This window comes from Nonomuraea sp. NPDC048881, assembly GCF_040649795.1.
Lineage (GTDB): Bacteria > Actinomycetota > Actinomycetes > Streptosporangiales > Streptosporangiaceae > Nonomuraea.
Genome location: NZ_JBEZGC010000014.1, coordinates 86872 through 110319 on the forward strand (window position 1 = coordinate 86872; position 23448 = coordinate 110319).

The window sequence follows — 23448 nt, forward strand, 5'->3', positions numbered from 1 at the left end:
GAACAGACGCCCCGCGCCGTCTCTGACGACGCGGGGCGCGGTCTTGCTACGTTGCCCGGCATGGGCCACGGAAAGAGATCACTGAGCCGGGCGGACGTCACCACGGCGTTGGCCATGACCCTGGACGCGGCGGGCGCCGCCGTCCCCTACCGCCTGTGCGGCACGGGCGCGGCGCTGCTCCAAGGCGTCCCGCTGCCGGCCGGGGACATCGACCTCCTGATGCCCGGCCGGCCGGAGCTGCACGCGTTCGCCGCGGCCCTGGCGCCGTTCCCCTGCCTCCACGCCCCCGCCTGGATCCCGGGGAGCGACCAGTACTTCGCCAGATTCGCGGTGAACGGGGTGGAGGTCGAGCTCAGCACCGTCGAGCGGCAGGCCGGTTCGGACGCCCTGGAATGCGTCGGCGAAGGGCCGTGGCGGCATCACGTCCTGGTCGCGTGCGGTCCGCACCAGGTGCCGGCGGTCCGGCTGGAGATCCGGCTGGCCACCGAGCTCCTGCGCGACCGCGCCGACCGGTACGGCCCGCTCGTCGGCCACCTGCGCGCCCACGGCTTCGACCCCGGCCTGCTGCGCCGCGCGATGGACGCCGCCGGCGTCCCGGACGCGCGGCGGCGTCCGATCCTGGAGGGCCTCCGGGCTCAGGACCGCGAGAACTTCTTGAACAGGAAGAAATAGAGCTTGATGTACTGCCCGACGAGGATGCCGTTGATGATGGTCCCCTCGCGGATGAACTGCGGGCCGCCCAGGAAGATCAGCCCGATCGCCGCGGAGACCACCAGCAGCGTGCAGTCGAAGCCCGTCTTGAGGTTGCCCCATTTGAAGCCGGTGCGCTTGAAGACCGTGTTGACGAACATGTCGACCGGCATGAGCACCAGGTTGGCCCGGATCATCAGGAACAGGCCGAACGCCAGCGTCGCGTCCGCGACCACCAGGAGGACGAACTTTGCGGCGTAGGCGTCCAGCGCGATCCAGCTCGTCAGCATCAGGTTCAGATCGAGGAACGTGGCCAGCACCAGGGCCGGGATCAACGACAGGAAGTTCCTGAGCTTGAAGTCCTTCGGCAGGACGAGATAGGTCAGCAGCAACATCAGCAGCTCAAGGGCGAAGTTGAAGGTCCCCTGGCTGATCGAGGGGAAGACCAGGGTCATCGTCCGGGTGAGGCTGCTCTGCGGCGAGATGCCGATCCCCGCCCTGATGGCCAGGCTGACCCCCAGGGTCAGCAGGTAGATGCCGGCGCCGTAGGTGATCCAACGCCGCACCAGACTTCCGGTGTCGACGACTCCGGCCTCTTTTTCATGCTGTAGCACAGTTGCCTCCTTGGCTGTTAGCTGTTCCGGCCGGAGCCTGCCGGACGACGTGGTGCCCGCTTCTCAGAGCACGGCTCAGACCATGAACCCGAAGCGGTCGAGTGAGATGAACAGGGTCAGGAGCTTGTTGACGACCGGCTCGCCCTCGTTGTGGTTGCCCAGCTTCTCCAGGGCGGCGTCGATCGACCGGGTCGCCTCCACCAGCTCGGCCAGGCTCATGTCCGCCATCACGCCGTAGATGTCGAGCGGCAGCGCGGCCCGCGCCTGCCCGTCCTCGGTGACGAGGCAGCCGCCGACGAAGGCGTCGAGCTGCCTGAGGTTGTCGCACATCTCGGCGCTGTCGCTGCCGACCACCACGAAGTAGGCGAAGGGCGCGGGCCAGAACGTCGACACGGCGCCCCGGTCGATCGAGACCCCCTTGAACAGCCCGTTGACGACGTGCCGGGTGCCGTCCGCGTACCGCTGGACGACGGAGATGCGGTTCAGCCTGACACCGTCCACCTCGGGTACGACGGCGCCGTCCGCGAACGGCACCCAGACCTCCTGGGAGAACTTCAGGTGGCCGCGTCCGTAGACGTCGAAGAGCAGGACCTTCGCCCGGCTCCCGTCGTCGGAGATCTCGATGGGCGTGAGGTCGAGCTGTTCGGGAGCCAGGCCGGCGAGGCCGGGCCGGGGCTCCTGCACCATGACCGAATAGTCCAGATCGACCGGCTTGAGGAGCTTGCGGTCCTTGGCGACCAGCTCGCCGCCCTTGAACACGTACAACGGGTTGATCTTCGACAGGCTGTCGGTCAGCACGATGTCGGCGAAGCGGCCCGGAGCGAGGGAGCCGAAGTCGTGGTCCATGCCGAAGGAGCGCGCGGAGTACAGCGTGCCCATCTTGATCGCCTGGATCGGGTTCAGGCCCATCTCGACGGCCAGGGAGATCACCCAGTCGATGTGCCCCTTGGTCAGCACCCGGTCGACCGAGATGTTGTCGGCGCACATCTGGAAGTTCTCGGCCGGCCAGCGGCGCTTGACGATGGCGCGCAGCATGGTCCTGATCACCTCGGGGCTGCCGACGCCGAACTTGATCTGGGTCTGGAAGCCGTACCGGATGCTCTTCTCGATGTCGTCCTCGTTCCAGACATCGTGGTTGTTGTGCGCGCCGATCGCCGGCATGTAGTTCAGCAGCATGTCGGGCAGCGCCGTCACGCCCCAGTGGCTGTTCACGAAGCCGCCGTTGGCGCGGCCCAGGGCGGACTTGCGGAAGTCGTCCTCGTTGCCCGTCATGTAGGACAGGTGGGCGAGCTCGCCCAGCCCGATCACCGGGTCCATCTTCAGCATGGCGTCGGTGACCTCGACCGACGTCTTCTTGCCCGGCGCGAAGGCGTAGATCCGGTAGGGCAGCTTCTCGTAGTCCTTGAACAACGCCGCGGCGGCCTCGACGGCCTCGTCGCCGGCCGCGCTGGCGAAGTCCAGGGTCTCGGCGAAGATGGTGGTCGTGCCGCTCGGGACGATCGCCTCCCCGAACGCCGCCGGGTGGGCCAGCTGGGCGTCGAAGTGCAGGTGCGCGTCGATCAGCCCCGGGATCGCGTAAAGGCCCTGGCCGTCGAACACCTCGCGGACCCGCACGATCGACTCGTCCGGGTTCAACGCGATGATCCGCTCGTTGTAGACGAGGATCGAACCCTGGAAGACGCTCTCGCTGTGCACATCCAGCACGCTGAGGTTGCGCAGCAGCAGATCTGCCTCCCTCTCCCCGCTCAGGATGTCGAAGACCGCCCGCACGTGGTCGTAGTGGACCGAGACCCGGTCCGCCCCACCGGCCTGGCTCGTCTTCTCCTGCTGGAGCATGATTTCCTCGCTTCATTGCTGGGCTGTTGGATTCCGCTCGCGGAACGAGACCCGAGGACGCGGCTCCGGGATGCCGGCAGCCGGTCGCGGAGTTTCAGCACAGGGCCGCCGTGGCCGTGTCGCTCGTACGCGCTGTGGCTATGAAATGGCACGGCACCGTTGCTGACAAGCAGCCGTTTTCGCACGGACTGTACTCTTTTTGCGCACGGTCCAGCCCAGGGAGGCCCCCATGCTCCACTCACGCGTGCTGCACTACATCGACGAGGTGGCGCGGTACGGCTCCATCCGGGCCGCCGGTGCCAGGCTCCACGTCGCCCCGTCGGCCATCAACCGGCAGATCCTGCTCCTTGAGGAAGAGCTCGGCGAGCCCCTGTTCGAACGCCTGCCGCGCGGCATGCGGCCCACCCCGGCGGGCGAGGTCCTCCTCGCCCACGTGCGCCGGACGCTCCAGGAGTACCGCGAGGCCGTGACCGAGATCCGCGACCTGCAGTCACTGCCGAGCGGCGAGGTGGTGATCGCCACGATGACCGGCCTGGCCAGCAGCATCGTCTCCACCGCCACCGTGAACTTCCACGCCCGCCACCCCGAGGTGCGCATCTCCATCCGCGCCCTGTCCACCCACGAGATCCTCCGCGCGGTGGCCGACAGCGAGGCCGACCTGGGCCTCGGGTTCAACGTCCCGTCCTCGCCGCAGCTCCAGCTGTGCTGGCAGATGGACACCCGGCTCGGCGCGGTCATCGCCCCGGCCCACCCGCTGGCCCGCCTGGAATCCATCCCCCTGGCCCAGTGCGCGGCCTACCCGCTCATCTTCGCCGACCGCTCGATGGTGATCCACGGCATCATCGCCGACACCTTCGCCGAGGCCGGCCTGAAGGTCGAGCCCGCCTTCCACACCAATTCGATCGAGACGATGAAACGCCTGGCCGCCGCGGGGGAGGCCATCGCCTTTCTCAGCAGGTTCGACATGGCCGAGGAGCACCACAACGGAACCCTCGCCTTCCGCCCGGTGCGCGACCGCGCCTTCAGCAACAACATCCTGTCGCTCGTCCGCCGCGAGAAACACGGCCCCGGCCCCGCCGCCCTGCTGTTCGCCGAAGAAATCATCCAAACCCTGGAATCCGTGGCCCACCCACCCCTGTGACGACTCGGTCAGCGGACGATCACGCCGGGGTGCGCGGCCTCGAAGGCGGCGAGTCCGTCGGCGGTGAGCCGGAGATGAAGGCCGCCGGGGACGTCCACCGCCAGGGGCTTGTCCTTGCCGTAGAACACCAGGGAGACATCCAGCTCAAGGTAGGTGTTGTCGTGCGTCTCCTCCAGGAAGTTGCGTTCGACGATGTTGGCGTTCCGCGACGCGGCCTCGTCCGCCGTCTTCACGCTGCCGCCGACGCCACCGAAGCCGAGGCCCCCGTCCTGCGCCCCGGCGGAGCCGCCCGCTCGGGCCGCCACGCCCCGGCCCTGCTCCTGACCGTGCCCCACCGTGCTCATGGTCTGGGCGTAGACACGCTGCTTGACCAGCGCGGTGGTGATCTCGCGGGCTCCGGTGACGTCGATGCCCACCCTGCCGATCCCCGGGATCTCGTACTCGTGCGCGAGCAACTGATCCAGGTGGGCGCGCATGGTCCGTTCCTTGGTGGCCTCGGCGAGTGACATGCCGGCCGGGCGGGAGAGCTCGAACCCGTCGGGCCGGTCGGCCAGGGACGGGACCTCGCCCCGCAGCCTCGGCGGCACCGCGCTCAGCGGCGCCCATTCCTCGACCAGCGACGCGGCCGGGAACGCGACCTGGCTGACGTCCCCCCTGGGCACGCCGTCGCCCAGGGTGGCGGACATGCGGTTCGGCCCCGTCGCGTCCGCCCAGCGCGGATCCGCCGCGGCGACCGGCGTCCGCCCCGCGACCGGCGTGCCCTGCGGCACCTCCGTGGTGAGGTGGCCCGGCACCAGGACGCCGACCTCGCCGTCCACGACCGCCCGGGACGTCTCGGTGACCCCGGCGTGCCGGTCCAACAGCCTTCCGGCGCCGTCGTGCCCGGTCATCTCGCCCACCTTGAGCAGCACGTTGCGGGCCACGTTCTGCACGGGCTCCAGGAGCGGGCGGACCGGGACGTGTTCGAGCGTGATCTCGTACCGGACCGGATGCCTGAACTCCTGCGGGGCCTCGCGCGTCTGGTAGCGGTTGATCGCCTTCGCGATCGTCCCCTCCCCGTCCACGGTGTGGGAGTCGCGGGAGTTCGCGAACCCCGCCTCGCCTCCTCTGAGCTCGCCGCCCGAGGACTCCATGTAACGGGCGATCGCCTCGGCGCCACGGTCCGTCCCCGCCTCGCGCACGCTCAGGTCGCCGCTCAGGCGCTCGTTGCGCAGCATGAGGCCGGTGTCAGGACGCTCACCGACGTGTACGCCGTCGCCGACCTCGGCCGTGACCCGGATGCCCACGCGTTCGGTGACCCGGCCGTTCTCGTCCGTGACGAACAACCAGGAGGACACGCCGTTCCCGCGCAGCTCGCCCAGTTTGGTGCCGAGCGCGTCCTGGCCGAAGTTGCCGCGCAGGTGCTCGGCCACCGGGTGGTTCGTGAGCTCCTGCCCGGGGAGGAGCAGGCCGTCGCGGCGCAGCAGCTCCACGATCTGCGGCAGCACGCCCTCCGCGTCGAGGTGCTGGACGTAGGCGGTGTTCAACGCCGCCTCGGGCGCCGCGTAGGCCCGCGTCGTGTCCCCGGCCGGACGCACGGGCTCCACGGCCTGCGGGCCGTCGAGCCCGTGCCGGCGGGCCACCTCGTCGGGCAGCACGAGGTCCACGATGTCCGCCACCCGGACGTACGTGGTCGGGCCCTGCTCGACCGTTCCTCCGCTGGTCCTGCTGGGGGTGACCTCCAGGACCAGGTCCGCGCGGTACCAGTGGGAGGTGCTGCCGTCGGAGTAGGTGACCCGCGAGACGTCGCTGCTGCCCAGGTAGGAGCTCTCCACGGCGCTGCGCTTGGCGGCGCCGTGGACCCCCGCTCGCGCCACGACCTTGCGCTCGGTCCCGCCGGCTTCCCCGGCTCCGGGCGCGGCCCCCGCGGCCTCGCCGTCGCTCAGGGTGACGCGCAGGCCGGTCCTGGCGTGGCCGCCGACCGCACGCCTGCCGCGTTCGCCGTCCAGCGCCCTGGAGTTGCTGCTGGAGTAGCTCTCGTGCTCCACCCCGGTCTCCGACTTGACGTGCCGCACCTCGGCCACATGGGCCTTGACGTGCAGGTCGTGCCGCGTTCCCGCCCGGTCCGACACGGTGTAGTGCAGGCCGTCGGGGTGAGACGTGATCATGGTCTCCAGGTTGATCACGTCGGTGGCGGTCTCGAACACCGGCGGCACGTCCAGCCGCTCTGCGGCCGCCGGCAGTCCCGCCCACCGGTTGTAGGCCCCGGCCAGCGTCGAGGGAAGGTCGGGCATGGCCCCCATCCGGACGATGGCCGACAACTCGTCGGCGCCGGGCCGCCACAGGTCGGCGGGCCGCTCGGTGGTCGACTCGACCCGTCCCAGATGCGCGACGTCCTGCGCGAGCACCGGCCGCTGCGGCAGGTGGACGTCCGGTACCAGGATCTCCGCCCTGCTGCCGTGCACCTCCCACGAGGTGTTCAGCGTCTCCGTGCCGTCCCGCGAGATCCTCATCCTGACGTCGAAGGACAGATCCCGCGTGATCGTGAAGCCGCCGCTGGTCTCCGTGCGGTCGTACCGGGTGTGACCCGAGGAGAAGCCGGTGCTCTCCGACTTCGTGCCGCTCCCGGTGAGCGACAGGTTGACCGGGTCGATCTTGAGCCGTTCCGTCACGTCGAGGCGCGCGACCCCACGCACCTCCGCACGGCCCGTGCGGGAGCTCTCCCGCTGGCTGGTGTCGGTGCGCGAGGTGATCCGGCGTTCGTTGACCGTCAGGTCGGACGCGCCGACCTCGTGCCGCCGGCCCAGCGTGCCCTCGGCCAGGATCTCGATGGTGTAGCCGCCGATCGTCCTGTCGTACCTGATGCCGTGGAGGGCGTGCGTCAGGTCGGCTTCCAGCGCCACGGCGCCGAAGCGGCTCTCCAGGTCCCGCACGACCTGCCGTCTGATCTCCGGCGGGAGGTCGGGCAGCGCCCGGTCGACGGCCTGGCGGAGCTCCGCGCTGAGCAGCGTCTCCCCGTGGACCCGGACGCCGCTGCCGAGCCCGGTGCCCCGACCGGCGGCGAGCGTCTCCGGCTCCAGGACGTGCGGGTCGTAGCCGCGGTTGGGGTGCTCGCCCCTGGCCGGGTACTCGCCGACCGGTTCGGTCAGCGCGAACTCCGTCCCCACGTCGTCGATCTCCCGGTGGAGGTCGGCGAGCTTGCGCTGGATGTCGTTGAACTCGCCCAGCGGGCGGAGATCGTGCCCGAAGACGTCCTGCTCCATCCGGGACGCGTCGCGCGTCGGGACGATCAGCTCGGCGTTCACCTCCACCTCGAAGGCGCCGAGCGTTTCGGTCTCGACCTGCAGCCGCATCCGGGCGTCGTACATGGTGACGTCACCGAGCCTGGTCAGGACGGTGTGGTTGCCGTGCGCCCGGTTGGTGGAGGTGACGTGGTCCGTCCCGTAGCCGACCCCGCCGACGGCCCGCGCGACGACCTCAGCGTGCTCGCCCAGCGGCAACCCGATCTTGCCGCCCGCGTGGACGCCGACGCTCGCGCCCTGCCGGTGCGAGGTGCCCTCGCTCTCGCGCCGCCCCAGGTCGTCCCGGAACATCGTCTCGACCGGCGCGCGCCCGCTTCCGTCGATCGGCTCGACCCGCGTGATCTCGCCGCTGATCCGGACGGAGTCCTCCTCCGACCGCAGCAGCGACGTCTTGTACCGGATCGCCTCGGAGGAGACCCCGCTCGACAACATCGACTGGCTGCGGTTCTTCATCCCCTGCTCGCTGAGCAGGGTGGAGGTGAGATGGTCAGTGATCTTGACCACCTCGCCCGCGGGCAGCCCCGCCGCCAGCCCCCGGCGCTGCACCTCCAGCACGAGAGGCGTGACGTCCAGCCCGGTGATCGCGATCCCGTGGTCACGGAACTTGTGCCCCGCCCCCTCCGGCACCTCGTGGCGGGGGAGCGGCGACGGGTGGTCGGTGCTCAGCAGCGGCCCTTCCCGGGTGAACTGCTTGGGGAAGGGGATGGTCAGCGAGAGGTCCGGCACCGCCGCGGTCTGCGTGACCCGCTCGCCGTCGCGGTAGACGTCGAGGACGATGTCCGCGGCGAAGTAGTCATGGGCGGGGGAGATGGCCTTGTGCCCGCTGATGACCTCCACGCCGTTCGTGTGGGTCGTCCGGGCCGTGCTGGTGACGCCCGAACGGGGCAGGGCGTTCGCCTCGGCCTCGTCCGGCGAGTGGTAGAGCCCCTTCATCAGCCCCGCGGTCCGATCCAGCGAGGAGCCCCGCGAGGACTTGCCCTCCACGCCGTCCCCGCCGAAGGCGACCGGCTTCTCCGGAGGCAGACTCGGCTGTTCCACGTGCGTGAACTCGTTCGGCCGGAGCTTGAGGTAGATCACCTTGTCGCCGACGCCGAGCGCCACGCCCCTTTGGAGGTGGTTGGTCCAGACCTCGCGGTCGCTGCTGGCGAGCGCCTCCGCCAGCCAGAGGCGGATCACGGCTCGTTCCCGCGGGACGATCCCCGTGATCCCGGCGGTCATGGCGTGCGCCGCCGCCCTCGGGTCCACCGGCACCCTGACGTCGTGCACGGCCGTCTCGCCCAGGGCTCCCATCTCGACGACGCGAGGCGGATGGATCTCCGGCTTCGGCAGTCCCGGGTCGGCGGACGCCAGATGGGACGTCAGCCCCTGAAGCACCTCCGACGGCAGGTCGGGGCTGTGCCAGGCGGGGGACTCGATGGTCCGCTGGTTGTGGTTCACCGCTGCCAGGAGCGTGTCGGCGCCGGTCTTGGGCCCGTGCCCGTTCCCGCCGTCCGGGCCGGACAGCGGATGCCCGGACGAAGAGGACGAGTGGGACGCGGACGGGCCGTCGGCGCCGTGCGGCAGCGGCGAGGCCAGGTGCTGGCCGTCCGCGCCGAGCGCGCTGGACGTGATGCCCTTGGCCAGCAGGTCCCAGCTGAAGTTGCCCTGGGCCAGCATGGAGCCGGCCGTCGTGATGCCGCCGGTCACGGCGAACTGCGCGGCCTGGCCGTACAACGACGAGTGCGCCGCCGCCAGCAGCTTCTCGGCCGTGGACATCTCGGCCCTGGTCAGCCCGGCCCGCAGCGTGGGCGTGGCCAGACGGCTCAGCCCGCCCGAGGCCACCCCCATGAGCCCGCCCATGACGCCGCCGCTCACCGCCGAGATCACGAGTTGCCGGACATCGATGTCGTCCCTGCGGCCCTGCAACATCTGGGTGCCCTGGATGCCCAGGTCCATGCCGGCCACGATCCCGGCGAACAGCAGGATGTTGCGCCGGCACTGCCGGGCGATCTGCCCGACCGTCAGCCGGGCGAGCTGCAACCGCGGTGGAATGAGCGCCAGACTCGCCCCGCCGGTGGCCAGGGCCGCGGCCAGCAGATACCCCAGCTGCATGATCAGCAGCCAGACGGTGACCTCGATCATGTACTTGGCGTACTGGATCTGCACGCCCACGCCGTTGAGCGCCACCGCGGCGTCCACGAGCCGCTTGACCGCGAGGGCGACCTGACCGCCCGCCACCTTGTCGACGTGGGCGGCGAAGGCGAGGTGAGCCTCCCCGTCCCAGTCCTTGCCGATCCTGCGCGCGCTGCCCGGCAGGTCGGCGCGGGTGCCCTCGACGATCCGGTGCGCGGCGATCACGCACGCGTCGGCCAGCCGGAAGCAGCCGGTCTCGTCACCCTCCGGCCAGTCCATGCCGACCACCCAGCCGACGTACGGCTTGGCGAAGTCGGGCACCAGGAACCCGTCGAACCCCATGGACGATCAGTTCCGCGTGACGGCGGGAGGGGGCTCCGCCGTCTTGTAGTTACGGGCGCTGGCGTTGAGCCCCAAGGCGACGTTCTCAAGCTCGTCGATGAACGCCGTCAGGGCGTCGAAGATGCCGCGTTCCATCTCGGGCAGCTTCTTGGCCAGCTCCGCGCCGTACTCGTCGTCGCCGAGCGTGTTCCGGTCCCGGTTGAAGGCCGCGCGGAGGTCGGCGCGCACCTGCTCGACGTTCCCCGCGAACAGCTCGTACGTCCTGGCCTCCCGGTACAGCGCCTCCCGCTGCACGTAGTAGCCGCTGTAGCCGCTGGAGTCGCTCACGGGGCCGGCTCCACGGGGCCGGGGAAGAACGCGTCGAGCGTGGCCCGCTCCCCGAAGACGTCCTCGTAGGGCAGGCCGTCCGGCATGAGGGGGTCCAGCAGCTGCCTGCTCTGCTCGGAGACCGCGGCGGTGGCCGCGTTGGCCTGCTGCATGATGGCGTCGGCCAGTTGGGTGGGGGACAGGGTGCGATAGGCCCGAGGGTTCAGCTCGACGCCGCGCAACTGACCGTGGCGGCCGACGGTCACGGTCACCATCCCGTCCGCCGACCGTGCCGTGTGCTCCAGGGCGGAGAGCTCGCCGAACGCTTCGCGTACGCGGGCCACCTGCTGGTTGATCTCGCCCGCGAGCGCACTGACCTCCGCCTCGAACGCGTCCGCCACAGAAGCACCTTTCACCCGCCTAATACCGCAAGGCATCATACGACACCCTTTTTTACACGATTAGGGGTGTCCGGATCGTTTACCTTCTGTTAACAAAGGTGTCACGGGGTGTCTGAGTAACGTCCGCCGTACCGTACAAAGGCAGGCATTCACCCCCGGGCCCGCCTCCTGCAACGTCCCTGCCGGCCCAACACAGGGGTGAACCTCGGCGGCGAGGTCGTGAACGGCCCTCCTCTGCCGCCGCCCTGAGCCAGTCGATCTGCCACGGTTGGAGGCGGGGCGGCTGTACGGCGGCCAGGCTTCCTGTCACGTCACCGACGGTACGAGTGGCAGCACGCTCTGGGACAGCAGGGCGGCGGCCGCCAGGGCGCCGCAGGGGCTCTCGTCCTTTCCCGCCCAGAGCGTCGGATCGTCCACTGTCTTTTCCGGAAGGAAGTCGGCCCGGTGGAAGGGTGGGGCGAGTCCGGCGCTTCGTGACCTCTCGCAGGATGACCAACTAGTATCAGCAGGCAGATCAATCCCCAATTGCAATTGAATTGGTGTGAACTAATATGGCCGTGTAGAGAAAATATAGACGCTGATATAACGCTATATGTCAGCCGAGCCTTCCGGGCCGAGCAGCGGAAGTGGCTTTTCTTGGGAAGTCAAGACCGCCGAGCCGAGGACTGATGATGAGCCGACCTCTTATTTTCTCTTTACTGGGCCCGTTGCAGGTGTACGCCGGGGAACGCGTTCTGGATCTGGGCGGCAAGCGGCAGCAGGCCGTTCTCGCCGTTCTGCTCCTTCATGCCAACCAGGCGGTCAGCACCACGACGTTGCTGGAGTGCGTCTGGGGGGATCAGCCGCCCGACGGCGGGCACCGCGTCATCGCGTGCTACGTGCACCGGCTGCGCAAGGCGCTCGCGGCCGCCACGGACCAGCCGGAGGCTGAGGTGATCCAGTCGATGCCGGGCGCCTACCAGATGTCCGTCGGCGAGGACCAGTTGGACATGGACACGTTCCACCAGCTGGTGCTCACGGGGCGGCAGGAGCGCACTCAGGGCGACTGGCAGCGCGCGGTGCGGATCCTGCGGCAGGCGCTGGCCATGTGGCGGGGCACGCCGTTGAACGGCGTGCCCGGTCCGTTCGCAGCGATGCAGCGGATACGGATGCACGAGTATCGCACCGAGGTGCTGGTCGACTGCCTGGACGCGGATTTGGCGGCCGGGCGGCACACCGAGGCCATGGCCGATCTGATGGACTTGGCGATGTCCAACCCGCTGCACGAGCGCGTGGCGGAGATGTTGATGATCGCGCTGTACCGGTGCGGGCGGCAGACTGAGGCGCTGGCCACCTTCAGGCGCCTGCGCGGCGAGGTGAAGCGTAAGGCGCGCGTCGAACCCAACGTGCGGTTGCGCCGCCTGCATCAGGCCATTCTCGAATCCGCCGAGCCCCCGCCGAGAGATGCGAGAATCTCCGCCCAGCTCTGACCTGCGCGGGGGCTCATTCAGCCGGGGGTCTGCGGTCGCGCATCCTTCGGCTGCGGAGGTACCTCATGACGAGGACCACGACGCCGGCCTCGGCGCCGAGAATGAGAGCGGCCGACAGGCCGCCGACGTACCCGCTGAGGACGCTGAACCAGGATGTCAGCAAGGCCGCGGCCAGGCCGAGTCCGAACAGGACCGAGGACAGACCGTAGGCCAGGTAGATCAATCGCGTACGCCGCGGGTAGTCGATCCGCTGCCCTCGCCGGAGCATGGCCTTCGCCTCCATCAGCAGATAGCGGTAGCTCTCCTCGCGCAGGTTCACCATGCCGAGCGCGTGGTTGAGCATGAAGTACCCGTCCAGTTGGAGGAAGGGCACCAGGTTGAGCAGTGTGGTGGCGCTGCCGAACAGGAGTACCGATGCGATCGCCCCCCGCACCTCGTTGCCATGAGGGAGAAGGGGGTAGACGGCCCACATGGGGACGAGCACCAGCAGGCTGGTGAAGATCCCGGCGAACGAGGTGAGCACCCGGGCGCCCCTGCGCTCGAACAGGACCATGTCGTCGGCCTTGCAGTACGGCGCGAGCAGCGGAAACCGCCAGATCACCCCGATCTCGGGAGCGTGCCCCCCGAAATGCTTGCAGGTCAGCCCGTGCGCGAGCTCGTGCAACGCCAAGGTCCCCCAGCTCACGGCGAACACCGCCACCATCATGGGGGTGTGCCACGCGCCGGTCGCCTCCGCGTAGAGCGTGGGCACTCTGGTGGCGACCCAGCTCAGCAGCATCACCAGGACCGCCGACAGCGGCAGGATCAGCAGTGGCGAGAAGATCCAGCGGAGCCGCCGTTCCATCCCGGACAGCAGCCGGTCGGGATCGACGAGCGGCCATCTGGCCTTCAGCACGGTGCGGGCCGGGCGGGCGGGTGCCGCCGGCGGTTCGGCGTCCTCCATGCCGGCAAGGAGCCTGCGGTTGCCGAGGAGCGTGAAGATCCTTGCCCAGTGCTCGTCGCCCAGCCGCTTGCCGAACTCCTCGGCGTACTCCTCACCGATCTCGACCGGCGACCTCGTCCCGTCCAGCCTGGACAGGATGAAGGCCTCCTTCGGCCCCATCTGGAAATACCAGCCGCCTTTGCGGTCCTTGACGAAATGTACGACGCGGGCGCCCTGAACCAGCGGGGGCCCGAGGACGACATCCGATCTGAGCCTGGGCCGGATCATGCCCTGGCGCCGTACGCGTCGAGGACGGCGCGACGCATCACGTAAGCCAGGTAGGCCTCGTCGTGAACGCTCACGCCCAGCCGGTTGTTGGTCATGTGGAGATAGCCGCTGAGCAGGATGCCCAACGCGAGGTCGGGATCAGTCACAGGCACTCTGGCCCCGGGGACGTCCGGAGATCTGAAGATCAGCTCGCCGCGCCGGCTGAGATCCACGACCCGGTCCCTGAGCTCGGCGCAGTGCGCGGCCCAGGACTGGAGGAAGTCCGCCAGTTGCTGCCGCCCATCTGGCCGCATCGCCTCAAGGATCGCGGCGGTCCGCGGGACGAGCGTGTTCGAGGACTTGTCATAGAGCTTGTCCCAGTCGGGGGTGAGGTCACCTCGCGGGCTGGGATAGGTGGTCGACCAGAACTCGTGGTAGTGCTCCAGGAACCAGGCCAGGCTGTCGGGCGTCGGCCGGAAGGAGTGGCTGAGGATGAGGCCGACCTGTGCCGACAGGCCGAACATCACGGTCCTGACGTGCACGTTCATCTCGGCCACCAGGCGCAGGACGAGGTCGCTCGACTGCTCGAAGTGCCATTCGGCCAAGCGCACGCCGGACGGGCCACCGTACCTGTCGTATTCCGGCTCGTAGGGAAGATAGGCGAACGAGTTGTTCTCTCGCAGTGGCATCCCGGCCTCGCCGTACTGCTCGTCCCAGGCCTGCTCGCCGTACTCGGCGACGAACATGTCCTTGTGATAGTCGTTCACCTGGTCCGGGTCCACCTTGAACAGGGCCGGCCTTCTGGCCAGGAACGCGTTCACGGCGGACTCCGCGAACGTGCGCACTTCGTCGGCGAACTCGGCGGAGCTCGGCAGAAGGCGCAGGCGGACATGCGGCCCTTCCTGCCAGTACCTGATGAAGAAATAGCGCTGGACGAGTCCTCGCCGGCGCAGTTCCGCGGTCATGGGCGCGACGCATTCCGCCAGGAGCGGATTAGGGTTGCCCGCGTAGAAGATGTGCATCGGCAGCCATTCAGTCACGGTTTTCCCCTCGCACTCCGTCCATTTCCACGGTCAGTTCGCTGACGTACGCGCCCCCGCCGGCGTACGGCCACAGGTTCTCCAGGTCGGGCAGCATCTCGGTGAAGACGACCCGCTCTCCGGCGGTTCTCACGATGTCGTCGAGCAGCATCAGTGAGAAGTGACTGTCGAAGTCGATGAACTGTGGCTTGCCCGATGCGAGAACCGGAGGATCGTCACCGTTGCCGGCGGATTGGCTCGCGGTGACGAAGACCCGGCGCGGCAGGCCGTTCTCCCGATGCCAACGGACCCAGTCCAGGAAGTGGTCAGCGTCGCCGCGATCCTGCGCCGGTCGTGGCAGCCGGTCGGTCCTGGTCTTCCAGAGCCGCCGTTGGATGACGAGGTTCCCATGACTCAGCCGGGGGTGACCGCCGATCGAGGCGTCGCCGAGCGGCTCGTCCGTCCCGCCCCACATGTCGATCCTGGCCATCGTCGTGTAGGAGAAGGTGAGCAGCAGCCGCTGCATCTCGGGCAGGGCGAGTGGCAGCAGGAAGCCCAGATAGACCGGGATCACCTCGCGGCCGAGGCGGCGAGATCGCAGCTTGAGCCGCCCGTCGGCGGAATCCTCGATGAACAGGTCGTCCATCGGCACCTGTTCGTGCTCCGGCCGGAAGCTCAGATCCCCAGGCCCGACGATCTCGTACGGTGTGACCGGTGCGTGCAGGTTCAGGTTCGTCGTCTCGTATCCGCCCTTGACTTCGGCGAACACCGCGTCGGCCGGGCAGATGGCCGCCAGGTGGGCGCGCAGCCCGTCGATGAGCCCCGCGTCACCTTGCGCCAGGCAGTGCCCGAACCGGGAGAACTGGAGCGTCAGCCCGCTGTAGGCGCGGTTGAGCACCGCCAGCGGCCGGCCGCCGGCGTCCTGGCCGATCTGGAGGAAGAAGCAGCGTGGTTCGAGTGATCCACCGGTCGGGGGGACTCTGGCTGCGACGGCATCGATGAAGTCCTCGTCGAGGACGAGTTCCTCCGCGCCGGGCGGGAGCCCTCGGTAGCGGGATCGCATCTGCCGGATCAGTTCCCTGCGGGCATCGTCGAGTGCGGTCAGTTCCGGGATGTTCAGCAGATTGGGCTGGTCCACGTAGTCGTTGTCGTCGTCGAATTCGAGCCTGCGCATGGCGGTGCTCTGGTAGTGCTCGAAGAAGTCGTGCTGGAACTCGTGCAGGAACGCGGGCACGTCGTCGCAGCGGCCTGCCGTGCCGTACCTCGCCTGAAAGAAGGCTCTGAGCATGAGGCGCTGCGGCAGCATCACGTCGAAGATCGGCAGGATGCGGCAGAGGCTCTGGAGGGCGGGGGTGAGCAGCCGCTCCCAGACGGCCGGGTCGGCGGTGATCCGCGCGGGGCCGACGGTGACGTCCTCGTAGAGGAGGGTTCTCGGCGCGCGGACGGGCGCTGGGTCGTCGGCGAGGGCGGTGCGGATCGAGTCGAGCAGTGACCTCCGCTCGGGCAGCTCCGCGTCGGCGTAGCGGCCGACCGCGCCGGAAACCACGTCCAGCTTTCCGGCGAATGCGTCGGCCCACGGGCGATCGAGCGCGCGCAGCCGCTGGGTGAAGCCGCCCACGGGATCCGCTTCGTGGATGTCGACGTGCAGCGATGGCGTCACGAGCAGCCCGAGTCGCAGCAGATGGGCCAGGTATGCCTCGACCTCGTCGCGGGCCTTGCCTCTGGTGGTGAGGCGGTCGCGAAGCTCGCCGAGCCGGAGGGTCGCCGCGTCCGCCAGGACGTCCAGGACGTCGGAGAGGATCTCGTGTCCCGGCAGGTAGAACAGGCTCTCCTGGACGGTGTCGAGGGTGACGGCCTCGTCATCGTCGCCGAAGATCTGTTCCCGCCGCACGTACCGCACGCGTTCGTGGTCGGCGCGCAGCCCGGTTGTCAGCCGTACCGGCAGGTCGTCGACCATGCCGGGGTCGGCGAGTACGGCCTCGCTGATCCGGGCCAGGATCGCGAGATTCAACCGCGTATGGCTGATCCACTCGTCCGGCGGTCCCACCATCGTGAGGATCCCGCCCGGCCCGGGTTCGAAGTGGCCGAGGGCGACCGCCGTGAGCGTGCTGAACGGGCTGGTCTTGCAGGCGGTCCGGTAGACGTATTCGAGCAGGGATCGCTCGATCCTGCGTGAGCGCTTGTCGAGCTTCGCGCCGGCCGTCTTGAGGTAGCGGCTCATCGAGGCGTCGAGCGAGGGAGAGGCGAGCAGGATGCCGGTGCGCAGCCGGGGGTGTTCCGCCAGGAGCCGGAGGTGTTCGCGGCCCTCGGCCAGTTCTGCGTCGAGGATGGCACTGCCCTGGCGCAAGCGCGCCTCGTGGTCGCGGCGCAGGGCCACCCAGCCGGCCAGCGCGCCGCCGAGCTCCGTCGGAAGCCTGCTCGTCACCGTCCGGCAGGTCTCCTCGTGCGGCAGCCGCAGGTTGAACACATCCCTGCGCAGTTCGAGCAGCTCACGGCGGAGTCCGTCCATGGCGGGGGCGCTGACGATCTCGCCAAGCGCATCGGCCAGCTCGTCCTTGGCCGAGGACAGGGCGTGCTCTGTCTCGATCATCTGGTCGGCCCAGGCCACGGATCGCCCGGTGCGCAGTCCGGTGGTGAGCGCGGCCTCCATTCCCGCGAGCCGGAACACGAAGTAGCCGGGGAGCACCCAGTCGGTGGTGGATTTGTACATGTGTGCGGAGACGGACATGGCAACTCCCACGTTCAGAGGGTCAGGCGGTAGTCCAGGTCGGGCGGGGAGCCCCGATCCCGGCCGATCATGATCAGAATCAGTGGCCATTCGTCCGGTGACGTGCGCAGGACCTCGTCCACAGCGACGTTGTCGAAGCCGAGGACGGCTCCGCAGGAGAGCCCCGTCGCGGCGCACGCGACGTATACCGCCTGGGTGACGGCTCCCACCTCCGCGTTGGTCACCCGATAGCCGCGGTCGCCGATCGCCGAGATGACGGCCACGGGATCCGCGATCACGGCGATGACCGCCGCCGCCTGCTCCAAGTTGTAGTTGTTGAGGAAGTAGTTCCGCTGGAGGAAGCCTCCGACGGGATCAGCTCCCACGAGGCTGAGCCGGTGCTCGTCCCGCTGGTAGTCGTAGACGCCCGGCCGCAGGCCGGCCACGTGGTTCACCAACAGTGCCAGCCTGGTGAGCCGGTTCGGCACCTCCGACGGCAGTGGCACCGCGGCGGCCCAGGAGAGCACGTCGCCCACGCTCTGCAGGCTGAGGGGAGGGCTGGCGACGAAGCCGCCGAAGCTCGACCGCCTCGCCCTCAGCGCGTCCTTCACGGGTACGGCAGGCGGCCGGGAACAGGGCAAGGTGATCGTCTCCGCGCCAGGCCGCGCGGGGGGCGCGGCCTGGCCCAGGCGTGACAGGTCAGGCACCCGGTCATCCGTGGCCAGCGTGGCCATGTGGACCTTCTCGAGCTGCGGGAAGCGCACGACGCGCCGCGAGTGCTCGACCTCGGTCCTGGTCACGCCGCGCTCCACCGGTGACCGGTCGAGAACGGGCGGAGGATCCCCCCAGGGCAGCGGAACCACGGCGAAGACGCTCTCATCGACCGTGTCCAGACCCAGCAGATCGTTCATCGCGAGGTCGTCGAACCAGAACGCGGCCTTGAGCGGCGGCAGGCCGTTGTCCCTGCTCCACATGCTCCAGGTGCCGAGCACGGTGCCGACATCCATCGTGACGACGTGGTAGCTGAAGGAGTTGTACTTGAAGGAGTTCTTCCAGAACTTCACCGACAGCAGCGCGAAGCAGTCCGTCTCGGCGACCTCCGGGTGGTGCGGCAGCGCGGCCCTGACGGCTGCGGTCAGGTCGCCGCTGAGGAGGCGGTCCAGCGCGTGGTGCTGCTGGGCGTAGTGGTAGATCCCCGCGGGGACGGTCCCGCTCGGGCCCGCCACCAGATAGATCTCCACCGGGTAGAGCCCGCCGCCCGAAGCGGTCCCTCGCGCCCAGGTCGCATGCTCGTGCCAAGGGATGAGGAAGCTGTCCTGGTTGCCGGTCAGCCGCATCCGCCGGCTGAGCAGGCCGTAGGAGTGCTGGAGCAGCTCCGACAGCGGGTCGCCCTGGTCCGGCAGGGGGATCCGCCACGTGCCCGGATAGTGCTTGTGCCGTGCGGGCCGGTCCGACCAGTCGGGTGCGAACCCGACGGGCTCCATCGGCTCGCGGGCCCTGCGCATCACGGACTCCACGTACTCGCGCGCAACGCTCATCGATGTCCTCCCTGCTGATCACGGGAACGGGTGCGGCACCCGGTTCAGTTCGTCAGGACTCAGCTCCCTCGACAGCCATCCGGCACGCCGGAAGGCCGTTCGGGTCCTTGGCAGATGCAGCACCCGCTGCCTGGCCCAGCCGAAGTCGATCGGCAGCAGCCCGGGGACGATCACACACACCGTGTGCAGGCCCTCGGCCCGCTGCTCGGGGCTGGTCTGGTTCACGATGATCACGTCGAAGCCGGCGGCGGTCAGCGCGTCCTGGACGTATCGCACGTCGTCGAGGAGGTCGCCGCTGCGTGGCCTGACCCGCTGCCAGTCACGGTAGACCTCCTCGATCGGCAGCTTCGGCTCGTCCCTGCCGAGGAGGAAGTCGGAATGCACCGCCATCTCCGGCAAGCCGTGCAGCAGCGCGTGCTGGCGCAGTTCGGTGACCAGGTTGTAGTCGGTCGCCATCGCCCGCGCCTCGTCCAAATGCTTGTCCACGCGAAGGTCGAAACCGGGCACGTAGGAGGCGATCTCGCACAGGGCGGCCCGCACCGCGTCCTCGGGATCCAGTCCGGCGCCCGCGGCGTAGCAGAGCCTGCCGAATCCGCCGTCCTTACGCACCGCCACCCCGGTGACCACGGGAATGGGAAGGTCGATCCGGTTGTCGAAGAGCCGCACCTCGTACCCGTCGGCCGCCAGGCGGTCGATCATGATGCGCACCTCGGGGTCCGCCGAGGTGCCCGGGTCGAGCTCGGTGAGAGCCGCCTTGCCGTACCAGCAGAGCAGGAAGGCGTCGCGCTCGATCAGCTCCAGCATGCCGTGCAGCGTGGCCTCTTCAAGGCTGCCACCGCCTGCGCAGCCGTTGGAGCAGTCCATCACGAAGGTCTCTTTGCCGCCGAGGAAGCCCGTGCCGTAATAGACGAGCTGTTCGGGCACCCGGATCGGCCGCTCGTCACGCAGGGAGTATCCCCACACCCACCGCATGACCGCGTCCTCGCGGAACGGGACGTGGATCCGTGACGTCGCGTAGGTGTCGTCGGAGTAGACGCCGACCTCGCGAGGATCCAGGGCCTCACCTCTGAAGTCGGCGAACGAGCCCACCGCGGGCAGCGCGAGGTCCCGCGCCCAGAGGCCGGCGTGCCGCTCAAGCCCCTCCATCACGCCGAGGATTCCGCTCTCGTCAAAGCGGTTGGCGTGACCGCTCCAGAAGAACTCATGGAAGCCGAACAGACCCCGCATGCGCATCGCCCCGGTGACCGGCGCCGTCGTGCTGCTCTCGAACGCGGGGAAGGCGCCGAGCCCCAGCGCCCCGCAGACCGGGTTCGCGTAGGCGCGCAGATCGATGTCGAAGTCCAGCGGCCGCTGGAGCCGGTAGGCGTCAACGTCAGGTTTCGGACGGGAGACCAGCACTGGTACGGCCCGCGCACTGCTGTCCACCTGCGGGGTCGAGCATGCGGGGCAGGTCGAGTCGGCGATGAGCGGGTAGCCGGTCACCTCCAGGGTGTCCAGCGCGAGCTGGCGAACCGTCCCCCGTCCCGGCCGCTCCGGAACCTTCCGCCGCAGCATGAGATCGCACACGTCCGCCAAGGCGTCGATGGCGAATCCCGTCAAGTACGGCGACCGCGCGATCGCACGGGTCGGGCCGTATCCCTCTTCCAGGACGCGGCGCTCCTCGTCGGATCGCAACGCCTGCCAGCGCCGTGCCAGACACGTCCCACACGGCTGTCCGCTCGCGGACCTGGCGGGACCGACGAGCGCCCAGCGGTCGACGAGGTGCACGGGCAGGCCCGCCGCGGGCTCCTCGACCTCCTCCGAGAGCGCGTTCGTCATGCCGAGCGCCGAGACGCGGATGTCGGCTGCGAGCCTTTCGCGCAGGTAGAGCTCCAGCTCCGCGCAGGCGTCCGCAAGCGGAGTCCGGTTCGCGGAATCGACCGTCATTCTGATTCACCCTCCATCGCGGGGCGTCCGTAGGCCGGAGACCGACGCTGCCGGCCTACGGACTGTGACGGGACTGATCGTCAGCTCACCTACTGGCCGGTGCTCTGACAGCTGCTGCAGCTGGTCGTCGAACAGCAGCTCGAACAGCTACAACTGCAGCAGCTCGTGGTGCTGCAACTGGATGAGCACCAGGCCGCGAGATCCTCACCCAACTCGCTCTGTGTGGTGATCTCGAAGGTCTCGCTTTCGAGAGCCATGAGTTCGACCGCCAGGTTGTTGCGGGTCATGCGGAACCTCCTTCGCCGGTCAGGCGCAGCTACTGGTGCTGCTGCAGCTACAACTGCTGGTCGAGCAGGTGCTGGAGGTGCTGCAACTGCAGCAGCTCGAGCAACTGCAACTGCTCGAGCACGCATCCATGAGGTCTTCGCTCAAGTCGCCTCTGGCGCTGATCTCGAACGTCTCGCCTTCCAGCTCCAGGAGCTGGGCTGCCAGACTCTTCGCGGTCATGATTCGTACCTCCTTCCGGCCGCCGTCAGTGGCAGCTACTGGTGCTGCTGCAACTGCACGAGGTGCTGCTGCTACTGCCGCAGCTGCTGCTGCTGGTCGAGCAGGTGCTGGACGTGCTGCAGCTACAACAACTCGAACTGGTGGCTGCGAGCTCGTCGCCGAATTCGGCGATGTCGCTGATCTCGAACGTCTCGCTTTCCAGCTCGCGGAGTTCACGGCTGAGCGTGGTCATGTCATTTCACCTCCTTTCGGCTCGGTTCCTTCGCCGGAGACGCCGAGGACGACCCGGACGGTGCTGAGCACCTGGCGAAGGTCGGGCGTCGTGGTGTCCACGACGTATGCGCCCCAGCCCCTCGCCGCCAGGCGTCGTACGAGGTCCTGGTCCGACGCGGGCAAGGGAAGCTCGTACGGCAGGCCGCGTGCGCGGCACAGGAGCTCAGGGTCGAGATCGTCAAGAACCGCGGTCTCGTCAGGGGTGCGGATCAGGCCCACCAACTCGATCAGGGCTGCCTTGATCGCTTCGGTGGAGGTGAGCGCGGAGGACACGGTCCAGCGCGAAGACCCCGCCAGATAGGCGAGCACCACAGAGCTCAACCCGTCGGCGGGCAGGCCGACCAGGTGGAGTTCGTGGCCCAGGTGGGCCACCGCGCGGCTCAGCATGTCGATCTCCGGGGCGCCGGCGGAGGCCGGGGCGAGCGTCCACGCCTTCCCGCCGGAGATCAGGTTCCGCAGGGCCAGGTGCGCGATCGCCGAGTGCAGCCCGCGCTGGATCGCGACGGAGAGCGTCGGCCCCGCGCCCAGACCCGCGCCTGAAGGTTCCACCAGGGCGCCGGGCTCGTCGGCGGGGAAAACCGCCGCGGCCGGTATCTCGACGAGTTCGCCGGTGGCCAGCGAACGGGCATACCTCCAGCCCATGGGCTGTTGCTCGGCCACCTGCACACCCGACCAGGTGGCCAGCGACCGAATCGGGACCGGCTGCCGCCCTCGGCTCCGCGCTTCCGCCAGCGAGACGCGGTGGGCGAGACCTCGGTCCCCGAGCTGTTCCACGTAAGCGAGCGCGGCCTTCTCGACTGCCCGGTTTCGCGCGCCGAACGTGGTCGACAGGTCGAATCCGGTGAACTCGCGCTGCCCGGCCGCCAGATCGTTGGGCGGGCCAAGCCGTACCCGGCCGGTCTTGACCGGCGCCTGGGAGACGGAGTCGTCGTCGAAGCCGGACAGCACACCCACGTGCGGCGCCACCAGGCGCTCGTAGCGCTGATGCAGATCCCGGTACGTCATCTCCGCCTCTGGGGAGTGTGCCCAGGTGGGCGGTGCAGCGGCGATCTCGTCCGCATCCACGCATTCCGGGCAGAGGGGATGGGGGCGCAGGTCCTCGCGCCGAGACTCGCCGAGCTCCAGATCCACGACCAGGACAGCCGCTCTGGTCTCGGCGGGCAGGCAGCCGGTGAGCAACCGGAAGGCGTCGAAGGCGAGCGCGTTGCCGAGCATGCGCTGGATGGGCAGGGACGCGCGGATCCGCCGCCGAGGCGCCTGCTGCAGGGACAGGCTGCGCCAAGAGTCGGCCACCGCCACCGCGTCGAGGTTCGCGCTGACCCGCAGGAGCGCGCAGGTCCAGCAGGGCGAGACGCCCGCACGAACCGCAGGGCCGAGAATCGCCTTGCCCGCCATGGTCACGACGGGCAGTAGCGTGCTCTGCCCGTTCAGGCAGCGCGTGAGGTGGGTCACGGCCTCCACGCCCACCTGGTCGGCGTCGACGATGATGATGTCGTAGTCGTTCGGGATCAGCTCGCCCGGGTTCACGACCACCTGTGGGACCTGTTCTACGGGCAGGTCAGCGGTGGGCTCGGCGACCAGGTGGACGGTGTTCAGCCCATTGTTCACCAGCCCGAGCGATACCGCCCTGGCCAGCTCGCCGGCGCCGTAGACGGCCACCTTCGCGTTCCTGAAGTCCGAGAATCTGGCGGCGGCTTCGTCCACGAAATGTTCCAGGAAACGCACCTGCGTTTCGAAGCCCTCGGGCGGATCAGCGACCGGCGCGTCCTTGGCATCTCTCGCGTAGCCGCGGTCCATGAGCGTCTGAACGACCTGAGCCACCATCTCCCGCTGCGGTGCGCCCAATCCCTCGCAGAGCTCTTCCAGATATCTGCTGCCATCGAGGTGGGGAAGGAGTGCGGAAACCAACGGGTATGCTGATCTGCCCTTGAGCACGAATCCGTCTTCCGCGTGCCGGAAGAGAACACCGCCATAGGTTTCGGCGAAGACGATGTCGTGTCGAACTCGGGGACGCGTCCCGAATAATCCGCTATTCGTCATGAATGCTCCCTGGCACCGGTGTTGCTGACACCGAGGAATATGCCAGAGCGCACTAAC

General features: G+C 69.0%; 15 protein-coding genes. 3 read left to right on the forward strand and 12 right to left on the reverse strand.

What is annotated here, in order from left to right; genetic code table 11:
* The first annotated feature begins 60 nt into the window (after positions 1-60).
* Positions 61-672, forward strand: a complete 612-nt coding sequence (locus tag AB0C33_RS37430; RefSeq protein WP_358296482.1) for a hypothetical protein — start codon at positions 61-63, stop codon at positions 670-672.
* On the opposite strand, the gene AB0C33_RS37435 is transcribed toward AB0C33_RS37430, so the two are convergent.
* Both AB0C33_RS37435 and AB0C33_RS37440 read right to left on the reverse strand, forming a co-directional pair.
* On the reverse strand, positions 636-1304 hold the full coding sequence (locus AB0C33_RS37435; protein ID WP_358296484.1) for a DUF6198 family protein: 669 nt from the start codon (positions 1302-1304) through the stop codon (positions 636-638). The two genes, AB0C33_RS37430 and AB0C33_RS37435, sit on opposite strands and share 37 nt — an antisense overlap.
* A gap of 75 nt (positions 1305-1379) precedes the next feature.
* Positions 1380-3140 (reverse strand): adenine deaminase C-terminal domain-containing protein, encoded by a 1761-nt coding sequence (locus AB0C33_RS37440; RefSeq protein WP_358296486.1) that lies wholly within the window; start codon positions 3138-3140, stop codon positions 1380-1382.
* 229 nt (positions 3141-3369) lie between these two features.
* Here AB0C33_RS37440 and AB0C33_RS37445 point away from each other — a divergent pair, with 229 nt between their 5' ends.
* The gene (locus AB0C33_RS37445; protein WP_358296488.1) at positions 3370-4281 is read left to right on the forward strand and encodes a LysR substrate-binding domain-containing protein; all 912 of its coding nucleotides are present in this window, start codon (positions 3370-3372) and stop codon (positions 4279-4281) included.
* An 8-nt stretch (positions 4282-4289) separates the two neighbouring features.
* Here AB0C33_RS37445 and AB0C33_RS37450 read toward each other — a convergent pair whose 3' ends face one another.
* The 3 genes from AB0C33_RS37450 to AB0C33_RS37460 are packed head-to-tail and all read right to left on the reverse strand — an operon-like array spanning position 4290 to position 10723.
* Positions 4290-10016 carry a hypothetical protein gene (locus AB0C33_RS37450; RefSeq protein WP_358296491.1) on the reverse strand — a complete coding sequence of 1909 codons (5727 nt, stop codon included), beginning with the start codon at positions 10014-10016 and terminating at the stop codon, positions 4290-4292.
* 6 nt (positions 10017-10022) lie between these two features.
* On the reverse strand, positions 10023-10343 hold the full coding sequence (locus AB0C33_RS37455) for a hypothetical protein (protein WP_358296493.1): 321 nt from the start codon (positions 10341-10343) through the stop codon (positions 10023-10025).
* A complete protein-coding gene (locus AB0C33_RS37460) occupies positions 10340-10723 on the reverse strand; it encodes a YbaB/EbfC family nucleoid-associated protein (RefSeq protein WP_358296495.1) in 384 nt (127 codons plus the stop codon). The genes AB0C33_RS37455 and AB0C33_RS37460 overlap by 4 nt, the downstream gene beginning before the upstream one ends.
* Positions 10724-11436: 713 nt before the next feature.
* Here AB0C33_RS37460 and AB0C33_RS37465 point away from each other — a divergent pair.
* The gene (locus tag AB0C33_RS37465) at positions 11437-12192 is read left to right on the forward strand and encodes an AfsR/SARP family transcriptional regulator (RefSeq protein ID WP_358296810.1); all 756 of its coding nucleotides are present in this window, start codon (positions 11437-11439) and stop codon (positions 12190-12192) included.
* A gap of 13 nt (positions 12193-12205) precedes the next feature.
* On the opposite strand, the gene AB0C33_RS37470 is transcribed toward AB0C33_RS37465, so the two are convergent.
* The 7 genes from AB0C33_RS37470 to AB0C33_RS37500 form a co-directional block, all read right to left on the reverse strand.
* Complete coding sequence (locus AB0C33_RS37470; protein ID WP_358296497.1) at positions 12206-13294, reverse strand: M50 family metallopeptidase; 1089 nt, start codon at positions 13292-13294, stop codon at positions 12206-12208.
* A gap of 104 nt (positions 13295-13398) precedes the next feature.
* Entirely contained in the window at positions 13399-14421 is a 1023-nt protein-coding gene (locus AB0C33_RS37475; protein ID WP_358296500.1) for a lantibiotic dehydratase C-terminal domain-containing protein, read from the reverse strand.
* The gene (locus tag AB0C33_RS37480) at positions 14414-17128 is read right to left on the reverse strand and encodes a lantibiotic dehydratase (protein ID WP_358296503.1); all 2715 of its coding nucleotides are present in this window, start codon (positions 17126-17128) and stop codon (positions 14414-14416) included. The genes AB0C33_RS37475 and AB0C33_RS37480 overlap by 8 nt, the downstream gene beginning before the upstream one ends.
* A gap of 14 nt (positions 17129-17142) precedes the next feature.
* Positions 17143-18645, reverse strand: coding sequence for a SagB family peptide dehydrogenase (locus AB0C33_RS37485; RefSeq protein WP_358296506.1), 1503 nt, complete (start codon positions 18643-18645; stop codon positions 17143-17145).
* Between the two features lie 18 nt (positions 18646-18663).
* Positions 18664-20571 (reverse strand): TOMM precursor leader peptide-binding protein, encoded by a 1908-nt coding sequence (locus tag AB0C33_RS37490; RefSeq protein ID WP_358296509.1) that lies wholly within the window; start codon positions 20569-20571, stop codon positions 18664-18666.
* Positions 20572-21103: 532 nt separating this feature from the next.
* Complete coding sequence (locus tag AB0C33_RS37495) at positions 21104-21310, reverse strand: thiazolylpeptide-type bacteriocin (RefSeq protein ID WP_358296512.1); 207 nt, start codon at positions 21308-21310, stop codon at positions 21104-21106.
* On the reverse strand, positions 21307-23391 hold the full coding sequence (locus AB0C33_RS37500; RefSeq protein ID WP_358296515.1) for a TOMM precursor leader peptide-binding protein: 2085 nt from the start codon (positions 23389-23391) through the stop codon (positions 21307-21309). The genes AB0C33_RS37495 and AB0C33_RS37500 overlap by 4 nt, the downstream gene beginning before the upstream one ends.
* Positions 23392-23448 lie beyond the last annotated feature (57 nt).